The following is a 10,524-nucleotide window of genomic DNA, read 5'->3' as shown; positions in this document are numbered from 1 at the left end:
AGGCCCTGAGGGGCTTCGTTGCGCTCGCGATGTTCGATTAGCGCAAGCTCGACGCATCTCACCTGATCGACCCGACCGGCAACTTCGCCCTAAGCGGCGAAAATGGCGTTTCCACACGGCCTCGGCCGAACGCGGAAATCCATCGGCGGACGAAGGACGGCCTGCCCGACTTGACTGGCGAACTTCCCTGGCCGACCCATTGCGGTCGTCTGGTTTGCTTCATAGCGACCGTTCAGCGCCGAAAACTCCGGCGTTATCGAGCATCTGAATCAGTTCTTCAGGATAGACAGTTTCGGTGGTGCTGGACAGTTCCTCCCGGCTCCACCATTGATGATCCGCCATCACTTCCTTCTCTTCGACGGTCCAACTGTCGCGTGAAATGGATTCCGTGTCGGTATCAACGATGAAATACTGCTCGACTGCAAACACGTGCTCGCCGTCCGGCAACTGCAAGAGCAACTCGCGTCGTCCCACTGGCTGAGATAACCGCGCCTTGCGAATTCCTGTTTCTTCGCGAAGCTCGCGTATTGCCGCGTCTGCAAACGTCTCACCATGCTCAACACCGCCCCCCGGCGTTGCCCAATAGGCCGTCCCAGCAAGCGCGCCAGTTTTATGGACGAAACGGAATAACAACACGCGCCGCTCTGGAGTGGTTATTAAAAGCCTGGCCGTTCGCCGCTCGCGCAACGGATTCGCCGCTTTCTCGTAGAGTGACCATACATAGCCGCTGGCTCCTGGTTCGGCGTACTGCCCTACGCGGGTGAATCCAAGCGACTCGTAAAGGCGCACAGCCTTGCGTTGTGGACGGCGCAGTCGAGTCGAACAAAACGCCGATTCAAGGCGCTAATTTTGTTACCGCACCAATCAAGCATAAAGCTGCCGAGTCCACGTCCGTTAAAGTCCCTCCGCACAGAGAGGCCATGGACATAACCGGCAATCGGATCTTGAGGCCCCCAATGCCTGTCCTCATCTAGAACGAGCGAAAACGTTGCGACTGGAGTGCCCTCCAGTTCAACTACATACACTTCCTTTTGAGAGACATTGTTTCGTACCCAGTTTTCCGAAAACCCGTACCCGTCCGTCCCCCACGCATAGTCGCGGTGCGCGACCTTCTTCGCATGCGCATCGTTTCGAATCTGTGTAAGTATGGGTACGTCCTCTGCCGTTGCCCTGCGGATGCTTTTCGAGGCCATCGCTCATATTTCCGTTGAGGAGTCTCCGTAATGGAAAAACTCGCCTCGCTGATTACGGCCGAACCGGCAACTGCAAAGCGTTCAAAATCTGGCCCTCGTAGGCTGGCCAGTCTCCTCTGGAATTCTCAATCGCGAGCTTGGCTAGCGGTAGCTCGTCAAAGAGATCGTCGGTGATCCGCCGGTAATCCCGATATAGGGAGATTAACCCTTCCAATCCTCGGTAACCTTTGCGAACACAGTATGGACCTGCGAGCTTCCAATTCACTTGATAGTCAATCCACTCGGGGCCGCGCTCAGTACAGACGGTCCGTAAAGCTTTTTCCACATCTTCCTGCCAAAGGTAGAGCACGAACGGATTGAGCGGCACAATGATCGCGGCCAACGCGCTCACATAGTCAAAAATCAGTGCTGGCTCGGCGTCCATCAGCAGCAGGTGAGTCAGATCTCCATGAAACAGTTGACCATCCGTCACCGGGATTGGTGAACCACTTTGTGTCGCCTCGACAAAAGCGGCCCATTTGGTCAGCGCGCGATCAGCAAGATGCTGCGGTGTCGCGTCCCTCCATGGCTCGAACCAGTGTTCAAGTTCGTCCGTCGCCCGCAGCGGGTGGGGCTCCGTCCTCTCATGTAACGGCAAAGCCAGTTGCCCCGAGGCTTGCAGGCTCTGGGCAATGAATCGCATCGTTGTGGACTTGCCCGAACCCATGATGCCCTCGATGATAACGAGCCGATGAGCGGGCGTTTCTGAACTGCCGGGATTTGCCAGGATTGCCATTTGTGCTGACAACGCCTTGTAAGGTGAACTGCACTCGAACCTAAGATGCGAGATTTTCAACGCTTTACGTGCTGTCGTTGACCGTCCGTTTCTGGCCGATCGCTAACCGAGGTCCATCAACTGCACGACGCAGGGCCTAATTCGTCGGACGGAGGAGTAGGTAGACGGTGAGTGATTATTTCGATTACTTGCTCAACTGAGAGGTTGGCCGTGTCGACCACAAGATGTTTCGAATTCCATGCATCATGTTGACGACTCAGAACATCTTTCCATGTCGGTTGACGATGCCCTGCGATGTCTGCCCGTCGTTCCTCGACCCGAATGCGATGAATTGCTGTGTCGGAACATATCAGCTCGATCTCAAAGATCGGAACGCCCGCTTCACGTGCCACATTCCGCCAGGCGATGCGCGTAATGTTCAACATGTTGGCCGAGTCCGCAACCACGGTCAAACCAAGACTTAGATTGTCTGCCGCAACTGCATATGCCGTCAGATAACCGGCAGGGCCTATCTCAGCCCGGGTGTGCTCCGACGCGATGATCGCCTGTTCAAACGTATCGATACGCAGATAGGTCGCTGCGAGCTTGCGAGCGAGCGCTTTCGCTACTGTTGTTTTTCCTGTTCCCGGCAACCCTCCGAATGCAATCAACATTTGACGTTCGCTGTTCGCTGGATTTCTCTAAATTGTCGCGGATTATCACGGCAACTTCCACTGACCGCTTGTTGCCGGCCTCTGCCCAGTTCCTGCGATCTGCCACGCTAAATGAGTTCGGCGACACGAACAATAACGAAGGCTGCGGGAACAAGCGCTACCTGCGCGCACAACGTCCCGAGAACCCGTGCACCTGCGAGGGTAGTAATAGCCCGCCGGAAGTGATTTTCGGAGAGCCGGCCTTCGATTACGTCGTCAGTCATCACCGAAACCTGCGGATCGATGACGACTGCCAAGACAACCGTCGCGAAGCCGTTGATTACCGACGAAAGATTCGCGCACGTGACTCGCAGGTCGGGCTTCAGGTAACCGGCGTAAAGCGATGCGAAGACGCCGACGGTCCAGATAGCCATTGCCAGGACGTTCAGTGCTATTACCTTCCAGGAAACCCCTGCGCCCGCCGTCAGTTGTGTGACGTTGTATCGCGAGGGCAGTCGCGCCCCCATCCGAAGGTAGTTGATTCCCCCTCGACTGAAGACGTGGAGCAGCAGACGAGGAACGGACCGATTCGCCTGAAAATGACTAACGGCGCGGTTGAAATAACGCTGGAAGGTAGGAATAAGGAATGTTCCAACGATGCTTGCCAACGTGGCAGTGAGCAGGAAAATGCGGAAGTCACCGAGTAAACCCTGCCCAATGTGATGGGAGATATCAAGCTCGACCCGCTTCGCGATGAATGGCCCCTGAAAGGAATTTGCCGTTCTCGAGACCAAAGCGATGACTCCGAAAAGAGAAAATGAGATGGCGATACGACGTGTGCGGACACCGGCGATTCGGACAGCGTAAGCCAATGTCGCTATCACATGGATTACAAATGTAAGGTTGCAGATGATCAAAAGCTGAGTGTCCATGCTGTCACGCGCGGTTGGCGGGAACGTAAGTCTACCGGAACGCTCCGGCCCAGATTGTTGACGATCTAGACTATCCGATCGTATGACACGGAAGTGGCCGACTACCGTCTGACGCTGGCGGCGGAGGCCAACCTGCAACTGCCGGCCGTCGTGACGGAAAACGATCTGATGGCCTACCGCGTGGCCGATGACATAGCACAGATTCTCAACGTGCTGCACAGGCGGCAGCAGTAGTCGCCTTCAAGCTGACCATACGTATCGAGATCATACGGATCCGTATTGGGGTGTACGAGCTGATGCGTGGTTGGCTGCTGGGGCGTCGATTTCAATGTCCGCAGAGAGCCACCACGCCCACAATGTTCCGAGCTGTACAAAAACACAGTATGCTTGAGGGGCCGTGTCTAGGTTGATCCCCGAATCCCCGGTTCCCTTGCCGGGCTGGCGCGGCTTCTTCTCAAGGGCTATGCGTTTAAGGGGAGCGCAATGGAAATCGGATCGTTCAAGGACTGGTACACCCTCGAAGAAGCCGCACAAGTAGCGGCCGCTAAGCTTGGTGAGCCGATTACCGTCAGCGACATACTCGACAAGATCAACTATGACGAGTTGCCAGCGTGGTTTGATGCCACTGGCCGTTACGCTAGATATGTTTATCCCGCATGCCATTACAGCCCAGATCCAAATGAATCTCCGCACGCAAGACGCGGGCCTGTCGATTACAGATGCGATGACGACGTTCAGGTTATGGGATTAATGGGCTATTACAAGATATATAACGGCCCCGGGAGTGGAATAGTGATTTTCGTTCCCATTGATGAAACGATGGCTGAGGCGCGATGGAATGGTGGACTTTTGCTCATTGATCATGATGGTGCGTCCCTTGTACAAGTCGTGCGCCGTAAGCCTGAAGCGAATAAAGGTAGCCGCTTTTGGTTTGACTTCGTTCCCGATCATACGAAGGCCCCGCGCGACAAAATCTGGATTGCAGCCGAAGACTTGCACGCCCTCATTTCCGAGCACGCTAATGCTAGCGCGGTACCGCTTGCCCTACCTCTGGACCTGAAAACTTGTTCAATGGTGGAGTACATATCACTTTCCAGTACCCTGGAAGGAGCGAAGGCACTCAGACAGCGGATGCGGGTTAGCCTGTCGCCAGAAAGCTATAAAGGCCCGGAGGCCTTGGTAGTGGCATTACTGTGCAGCGCCGGTAGAGACTTTGAGCGCGTGTTGGCGCTGGTCCCTGAAGATGAGGTGCTTCGCTGTTTTTCGCTCTTTACGGGAGAGGGGAAATCTGAAGCTGCACGTGGACTTATGCGGTTTATACCAATCGAGGGTTCCAATCAATCCACGGTGGAAATGTCTGAGGACTATGTGCCCAGCTTTATACAGGGTGAATTTCGGGGCGTACGGATTGATGGCACGACCGACCAATCGGGAACTGCCCAGAAATTCTACGAAGCGAGCAAAGATGTCGGCTTGACTTATTGGCAAGTTAGACGCGGATGGTGCTATTACCTGGCAGGCTTTAATCTGTTGGTTGCTGAGCGATCTGTTTTGGAGGGGCGGTTTCATGATGCAATGCTCCGCATGGCCGCTGCTTTAAAGCAAATTGGCGCAGCCTCGGTACGCAGCATGGACGAAATTGAGGAGGCCGCATCTCAACGGGCCAAATCATCGGTCGCAAAGAAAGGTGGCGATAAAACAAACGAAGAGAATCGCAAACACAAGGAAGCTATCTTCGCCTGGTGCAGAGACAACCTTTCTCAATATGAGCAAGGTAAAAATTTGGACGGTGCCGCCGACGAAATGGAAAGGATCAATCTTGTCCCACTAGATTGGCGCACAATTCGCACTCATATCACTGGATATCGCAAGCAGAAAAAACAGCCCACTGGCGTACTGTAATGCGTACTGGTACGCGATAAAGCCCACCGGTGCGCGGCTTAACTTCCTGCATCGGATGCTAATAATGGGATGCCATGCGTCCTGGATAGGCTGGGGCGCTCCTTAATCGCAAGGAGCGGGCATGGCGGTACAAATTCAGCAGGCATTAATCCGCTGTCGTCAGGTAGAGATTGAACCAGGCCTGAGTCACACGACGATCTATCAGTGGATGCGTGGGAAGACCTTTCTACAAGCCGTCCGCGTTGGCGCGCGTTCCATTGCATGGCGGCGCACAGACATCGATGCATGGCTGGCCAATCCTGCCGGCTATCGCGTGGAGGGCTAAGCGATGGCGACTCTCCAAAAACAAACGGGCCGCGCCCCTCGCACGGACGCTGCCCAGACTTTCAGTGATGAGCATACCTCGCTGGTGTGTGTCCGTGGTGGCGAACTGGTCACGGACTCGCGGACGATTGCCCACGAGTTCGGGCGGCGACACGATCACGTACTGTGCACGCTCGACAGCCTGATCGCGGACGGCATGATAGATCGCCCCAATTTTGGGGAGATCTCGTACACCGACGAGATGAACCGACAGCAGCGCATGATCGAACTGGACGAGCGTGGTGCGCTGATAGCGATGCCGTTTATCGGTGGGCGCAATTCCCGCGTTGGCCAATCCCGCCTGGTCGATTCGTTCCTCGCCATGCGTCGCGAGCTGTCGGCACGTACCGCACCGGATCGGCTTGCGGCACGTCGCGACGCCGCGACTAACTACGCGCTGCTTTCCGAAATGCTGGCGCTGACCCGCGAAGCTGAAGGCAAGGCGACACAGGGGCACCACTATGCGAACGAAGCGCGCCTTGTGAATCAGGCTTTCTCCGGCGTGTTCGGGCCGCTCGACCGGGATGCCATGAACGTGTCCGATCTACGCATCCTGAACCGCCTGCAGGTGCGTGACGCCGCGTTGATCGGCATGGGAAAGAGCTATGACGAACGCAAGTCCCTGTTGACAGTCTATGCCGCATTGCTGCGCACACCGAAGCTGTCGGGAGGCGTGCAATGACCATCCGTTGATTCGCTCGCGCAAATCAGCATTCGGCGGACCGTCTCGCGGCGGGTCGAGCACTGTCTTGGCGGCTGGCATGCTCGACCATGACATAGGCAGCGCGTTCCTCATCCATCTTCGGGAGGTTGGGCGCGCTCTTTGTTGAATACGTTGCCCTTGTTACGTGCTCAACCAAGATGGCCAAGTCGCCAATCACGAACGAGCATTACGCCATGAGCTCGAGAATCTCGCTCATGTCAAATTCGTACGTGGTGCCCAAAACCGGCGCATGCCTATCCTGCAATACTCAGCTTTTATGTGATTTTTACTACCCGGAGTTTGAGGAAAAAAGTGTGCTTGCCTGCGGCAGGCTGTAAGGCCGCCCGATAGAGTTTGCGCGCCATCCCCGTCCAGTCGGTGGTCTCGTCCTGCCGAGTCGGTGCGCTATGGCAGGGTGTTTCATCGGCCCCGCGAGTTAGTAGGGCGCCTTGATTTGGTCACGATGGATATCGAGTCAGTTGACTTGTGAGGTTACGCTCGCGGACGCTATGTCTGAAATTTGTTCGAGTGCTCAGGATGGCCTAGACATGCACTACCTGTAGAACAGGATGCGCGAAGTTCACAATCGACCGCAGCCCGTGAATTTTCTATTGGCGGGTCAAGTTTGAGCTGCGAAGTCCATGCCGGAAATTGGTCGAGTCACGAAGGGGAGTCGGAGGCTTGGCTTAATCGATTAAAAAATATTTCGTTTTCCGACATATTCCTACGTTGTCCGGAGTCTTCCGAACAGCCATCATCACCGCAAATCAGGGTATTGACGTGACCTTTGCCGATTAGCAAGATGATCTTACGTCGATGGATTGGAGATCATCATGTCTGTCTCGAAAAGCTATACCCGGGCTCAATGGGATGCCTTTATTCAGGCTCTTGAGGAACTGCCCGAAAAGCCGCGAGGTAACCAGCGTGTCACCGTCAGTGACGGGATGAAGGAAATCCGCACAAAGATACGGGCGACGCAGGAAAAGGGGTATTCGTTGGACGAGATTGTCGAGGAGGCGAGGCGTCAAGGTCTTGAGGTCGGAATCGGGGCCGTCAAATACGCGTTGTATCGTCCAAAGAAGTCCGCGATGAATCAGAAATCGGCCAAAGATAAAGGTAGGGCAGTGGCATCGCGCTCTATGAACGCTGGAACGAAATCCAGCCTGGGCTTTGACAGGTTGTCGAAGGCTGCTTCCGGTCAGCAAGGTAGCGGAGCAATACGAGGTTATCAGGGATTTCCTATCCGGCCAGATACCGAAAATCTCTAACTGCGGACCGTTGCAGAAGGCGAGGTGCAATGTTTCGATACTGGCGATCACTTCCACGCGATCAAGCTCTCAGAGTACAGATTCAGCTTCGGTCGCTGGCAGAGATGCGTCTCCTGTAGTCGAATTATTCGTCTGCTGGTCGACGTAGTCAGCCCACCATTGCATAAGCCTATGGCGTTCCGTCATGTACTGCGCGTGATTGTATGCACGTCGGACGGGGCTGCCGACAATATGGGCGAGCTGGCGTTCTATAACGTCGGGATTTATACCGCTTCGATCATTCATGATCGTCGAAGCAAGACCCCGGAAGCCGTGTCCAGTTTGCTTGCCTTCGAAGCCCAGAGTTTTCAGTGCCTTGTTGATCGTTTCGGCAGATATAGCCTGGACAAAGCGGTTCTTCGTGCCGGGGAAGAGTAGTGGATAGCGCCCCGTAAATTTCCGCAGTTCTTTGAGTAATGCCAGTGTCTGGTCTGCCAGCGGCACGATATGAGGAATGCCGGATGCTTTCTGTGCCTTGTTACCCTTCATGCGCTCCGCGGGGACGCGCCATTCTTTGGCTTCAAGGTCAAACTCATCCCATCGTGCCCAGCGCAGTTCGGCCGTTCGCAGAAAAGTCAGGATGATGAGCCTGATGGCGATCTTTGTTTCCGGATTGCCTGAATATCCGTCAATGCGCTCCAGTAGGGTTGGAAGCTCGGCTTCTGTGACGTGAGGGTAGTGTTTGACTGGCGGCCGGGGTGCAAGCGCAGCGCGTAATCCAACGGTCGGGTCCCGGTCGGTTGCTCCGCAGGCACAGGCGTGCCGGAAGATACCGCTGCAAATTTCCAGTGCTTTGACGGCTATCTCATGCGCGCCGCGCGCTTCGATCTTTCGGATCGTCGCGAGAATGGCCGGGCCGGTGATCCCCGTTATTGGTAGTTTGCCGATGTTCGGGTGAAGGTCATTCTTGAGGATCGCGGTAACGCGTTTGTCGTGACCCGCACTCCATCCTGGACGCTTGATGTTGAGCCATTCATTAGCCAGCGTCCGAAACGTCATATTGGCTGCCAGTGAGGTAGTCTGGCGGTCGATGTCGCGCTGTAAGGCCGGATCGATGCCGTCGGCCAGTTGCCGTTTGGCTTTTTCGCGCCGCTCGCGCGCTTCCGCCAATGTGACGGAAGGGTAGTCACCGAACGTCAGCAGGTTTTCCTTGCCGTTGAAGCGGTATTTGAGGCGCCACTTCTTCGCGCCGCTAGGCATCAACGCCAGATATAGTCCGCCACCGTCAAATAGCTTGTTGCCGCCAGACGGATCGTGCCGAGCCTGCCGGCAGCGCATGTCAGATAAGCCTGAAGACTTGCCCATGGTGCATCTCCCGCCGGGGAGCGTACCCCCAGTCGCTTTACTATACCCCCAAGCTTACCCCCAGATCACTAGGATTTAGGCGGGACATCACAAACACCAGCGGACAACAAAAAACCCGCGAAGCGTTGGCTGTCGCGGGTTTCAGGAATATCTCGGAACTACTTGGAAAATCTTGTGGTGCCGGAAAGAGGAATCGAACCCCCGACCTTCGCATTACGAATGCGCTGCTCTACCGTCTGAGCTATTCCGGCATCAGGAGAAGCGAGATTATAGGGATTACTTTGGTGCTTTGGCAAGCCCCTCGGCGCATTTTTTTATTTCGAGATCACTTTTTCGCTTCGAGGTGATAGCGGGTCACGCGATCGACCTCGTTCTTCGAACCGAGGAACACCGCGACGCGCTCATGCAGGCTCTTCGGCTGAATGTCGAGGATGCGCTTTTCGCCATTGGTCGCGGCGCCGCCGGCCTGCTCGACGATGAACGCCATCGGATTCGCTTCGTACATCAGACGCAATTTGCCCGGCTTGTCCGGCGTGCGCTTGTCGGCCGGGTACATGAAGACGCCGCCGCGATTGAGGATACGATGCACGTCGGCGACCATCGATGCGATCCAGCGCATGTTGAAGTCGGCCTGGCGCGAACCTTCCTTGCCGGCCTTCAGTTCGCCGATGTACTGCTGAACCGGCGGATACCAGTGACGCTCGTTCGAGGCGTTGATCGCGTACTCGCGCGTTTCGACCGGAATGCGCATGTCGCTTTGCGTGAGCACCCACGAGCCGAGTTCGCGATCGAGCGTGAAGCAGTTCACGCCGTTGCCGGTGGTCAGCACGAGCACGGTTTGCGGGCCGTACACCGCATAGCCCGCGGCGACCTGCTGCGTGCCCGGTTGCAGGAACGACTGCTCGGTGGCCTGATGGCCGTCCGGGCAGCGCAGTACCGAGAAGATCGTGCCGATCGACACGTTGACGTCGATGTTCGACGAGCCGTCGAGCGGATCGAACACGAGCAGGTATTCGCCCTTCGGATAGTTGGCCGGGATCGGGAAGAACTGCTCCATTTCCTCGGACGCCATGCCAGCCAGGTTGCCGCCCCATTCGTTGGCTTCGAGCAGGATTTCGTTCGAGAGGATGTCGAGCTTCTTCTGCACCTCGCCCTGGACGTTTTCGCTGCCCGCCGAGCCGAGCGCATCGCCGAGCGCGCCTTTGCTGACGTGGTAGCTGATCGCCTTGCAGGCACGCGCAACGACTTCGATCAGGAGGCGCAGGTCGGCAGGCAGGTTGTTGGTTTCGCGCTGCTGCTCGATCAGGTACTTCGTGAGAGTGGTACGACGTTGCAAAGACATTGCTGTACTCCGGGGAGGCTAGAGGAATATCGGGATTTTAACCGTTCGTTGTGTCGGCTCCATGCATTTA

General features: G+C 56.0%; 12 protein-coding genes and 1 tRNA gene. 5 read left to right on the top strand and 8 right to left on the bottom strand.

The genetic code is table 11. The annotated features are described in order from the left end of the window. Nucleotides 1-219: 219 nt before the first annotated feature. The 5 genes from G3N58_RS32395 to G3N58_RS32375 all read right to left on the bottom strand — a co-directional run bounded on the left by G3N58_RS32395 (nucleotide 220) and on the right by G3N58_RS32375 (nucleotide 3,532). Nucleotides 220-687, bottom strand: coding sequence for an NUDIX domain-containing protein (locus tag G3N58_RS32395; RefSeq protein ID WP_206001235.1), 468 nt, complete (start codon nucleotides 685-687; stop codon nucleotides 220-222). A gap of 65 nt (nucleotides 688-752) precedes the next feature. Then, nucleotides 753-1,193 (bottom strand): GNAT family N-acetyltransferase, encoded by a 441-nt coding sequence (locus G3N58_RS32390; RefSeq protein ID WP_241017325.1) that lies wholly within the window; start codon nucleotides 1,191-1,193, stop codon nucleotides 753-755. Nucleotides 1,194-1,245: 52 nt separating this feature from the next. Then, nucleotides 1,246-1,968: a hypothetical protein gene (locus tag G3N58_RS32385; protein WP_241017323.1), complete on the bottom strand. Its 723-nt coding sequence runs from the start codon at nucleotides 1,966-1,968 to the stop codon at nucleotides 1,246-1,248. Between the two features lie 116 nt (nucleotides 1,969-2,084). Then, complete coding sequence (locus tag G3N58_RS32380) at nucleotides 2,085-2,621, bottom strand: AAA family ATPase (RefSeq protein ID WP_206001233.1); 537 nt, start codon at nucleotides 2,619-2,621, stop codon at nucleotides 2,085-2,087. Between the two features lie 107 nt (nucleotides 2,622-2,728). After that, entirely contained in the window at nucleotides 2,729-3,532 is an 804-nt protein-coding gene (locus G3N58_RS32375; protein WP_206001232.1) for a lipid II flippase Amj family protein, read from the bottom strand. Between the two features lie 93 nt (nucleotides 3,533-3,625). Here G3N58_RS32375 and G3N58_RS32370 point away from each other — a divergent pair, with 93 nt between their 5' ends. The 5 genes from G3N58_RS32370 (at nucleotide 3,626) to G3N58_RS32350 (ending at nucleotide 7,768) form a co-directional block, all read left to right on the top strand. Continuing rightward, nucleotides 3,626-3,766 (top strand): hypothetical protein, encoded by a 141-nt coding sequence (locus tag G3N58_RS32370; RefSeq protein WP_206001231.1) that lies wholly within the window; start codon nucleotides 3,626-3,628, stop codon nucleotides 3,764-3,766. Between the two features lie 249 nt (nucleotides 3,767-4,015). After that, the gene (locus tag G3N58_RS32365; RefSeq protein WP_206001230.1) at nucleotides 4,016-5,434 is read left to right on the top strand and encodes a hypothetical protein; all 1,419 of its coding nucleotides are present in this window, start codon (nucleotides 4,016-4,018) and stop codon (nucleotides 5,432-5,434) included. A 121-nt stretch (nucleotides 5,435-5,555) separates the two neighbouring features. Further along, entirely contained in the window at nucleotides 5,556-5,759 is a 204-nt protein-coding gene (locus G3N58_RS32360) for an AlpA family phage regulatory protein (RefSeq protein ID WP_206001229.1), read from the top strand. Between the two features lie 3 nt (nucleotides 5,760-5,762). Further along, nucleotides 5,763-6,479, top strand: coding sequence for a Rha family transcriptional regulator (locus G3N58_RS32355; RefSeq protein ID WP_206001228.1), 717 nt, complete (start codon nucleotides 5,763-5,765; stop codon nucleotides 6,477-6,479). A gap of 854 nt (nucleotides 6,480-7,333) precedes the next feature. Then, a complete protein-coding gene (locus G3N58_RS32350) occupies nucleotides 7,334-7,768 on the top strand; it encodes a hypothetical protein (protein ID WP_206001227.1) in 435 nt (144 codons plus the stop codon). A gap of 69 nt (nucleotides 7,769-7,837) precedes the next feature. Here G3N58_RS32350 and G3N58_RS32345 read toward each other — a convergent pair whose 3' ends face one another. The 3 genes from G3N58_RS32345 to G3N58_RS32335 all read right to left on the bottom strand — a co-directional run bounded on the left by G3N58_RS32345 (nucleotide 7,838) and on the right by G3N58_RS32335 (nucleotide 10,454). After that, nucleotides 7,838-9,112 carry an integrase arm-type DNA-binding domain-containing protein gene (locus G3N58_RS32345; RefSeq protein ID WP_206001226.1) on the bottom strand — a complete coding sequence of 425 codons (1,275 nt, stop codon included), beginning with the start codon at nucleotides 9,110-9,112 and terminating at the stop codon, nucleotides 7,838-7,840. 175 nt (nucleotides 9,113-9,287) lie between these two features. Next, nucleotides 9,288-9,363: transfer RNA gene (locus G3N58_RS32340), tRNA-Thr, on the bottom strand. Between the two features lie 74 nt (nucleotides 9,364-9,437). Next, the gene (locus tag G3N58_RS32335) at nucleotides 9,438-10,454 is read right to left on the bottom strand and encodes a class 1 fructose-bisphosphatase (protein WP_167046742.1); all 1,017 of its coding nucleotides are present in this window, start codon (nucleotides 10,452-10,454) and stop codon (nucleotides 9,438-9,440) included. Nucleotides 10,455-10,524: the final 70 nt, after the last annotated feature.

This window comes from Paraburkholderia sp. Ac-20342, from assembly GCF_017104985.1.
Classification (GTDB): Bacteria; Pseudomonadota; Gammaproteobacteria; order Burkholderiales; family Burkholderiaceae; genus Paraburkholderia.
This window is presented reverse-complemented; position numbering and strand designations above follow the sequence as displayed.

Excerpts from the sequence above, each read along its gene's own strand:
- G3N58_RS32365 (WP_206001230.1), top strand. The coding sequence starts at position 4,016 with ATGGAAATCGGATCGTTCAAGGACTGGTACACCCTCGAAGAAGCCGCA.
- G3N58_RS32335 (WP_167046742.1), bottom strand. The coding sequence starts at position 10,454 with ATGTCTTTGCAACGTCGTACCACTCTCACGAAGTACCTGATCGAGCAG.
- G3N58_RS32345 (WP_206001226.1), bottom strand. The coding sequence starts at position 9,112 with ATGGGCAAGTCTTCAGGCTTATCTGACATGCGCTGCCGGCAGGCTCGG.
- G3N58_RS32390 (WP_241017325.1), bottom strand. The coding sequence starts at position 1,193 with ATGGCCTCGAAAAGCATCCGCAGGGCAACGGCAGAGGACGTACCCATA.
- G3N58_RS32375 (WP_206001232.1), bottom strand. The coding sequence starts at position 3,532 with ATGGACACTCAGCTTTTGATCATCTGCAACCTTACATTTGTAATCCAT.
- G3N58_RS32355 (WP_206001228.1), top strand. The coding sequence starts at position 5,763 with ATGGCGACTCTCCAAAAACAAACGGGCCGCGCCCCTCGCACGGACGCT.
- G3N58_RS32350 (WP_206001227.1), top strand. The coding sequence starts at position 7,334 with ATGTCTGTCTCGAAAAGCTATACCCGGGCTCAATGGGATGCCTTTATT.
- G3N58_RS32380 (WP_206001233.1), bottom strand. The coding sequence starts at position 2,621 with ATGTTGATTGCATTCGGAGGGTTGCCGGGAACAGGAAAAACAACAGTA.
- G3N58_RS32360 (WP_206001229.1), top strand. The coding sequence starts at position 5,556 with ATGGCGGTACAAATTCAGCAGGCATTAATCCGCTGTCGTCAGGTAGAG.
- G3N58_RS32385 (WP_241017323.1), bottom strand. The coding sequence starts at position 1,968 with ATGGCAATCCTGGCAAATCCCGGCAGTTCAGAAACGCCCGCTCATCGG.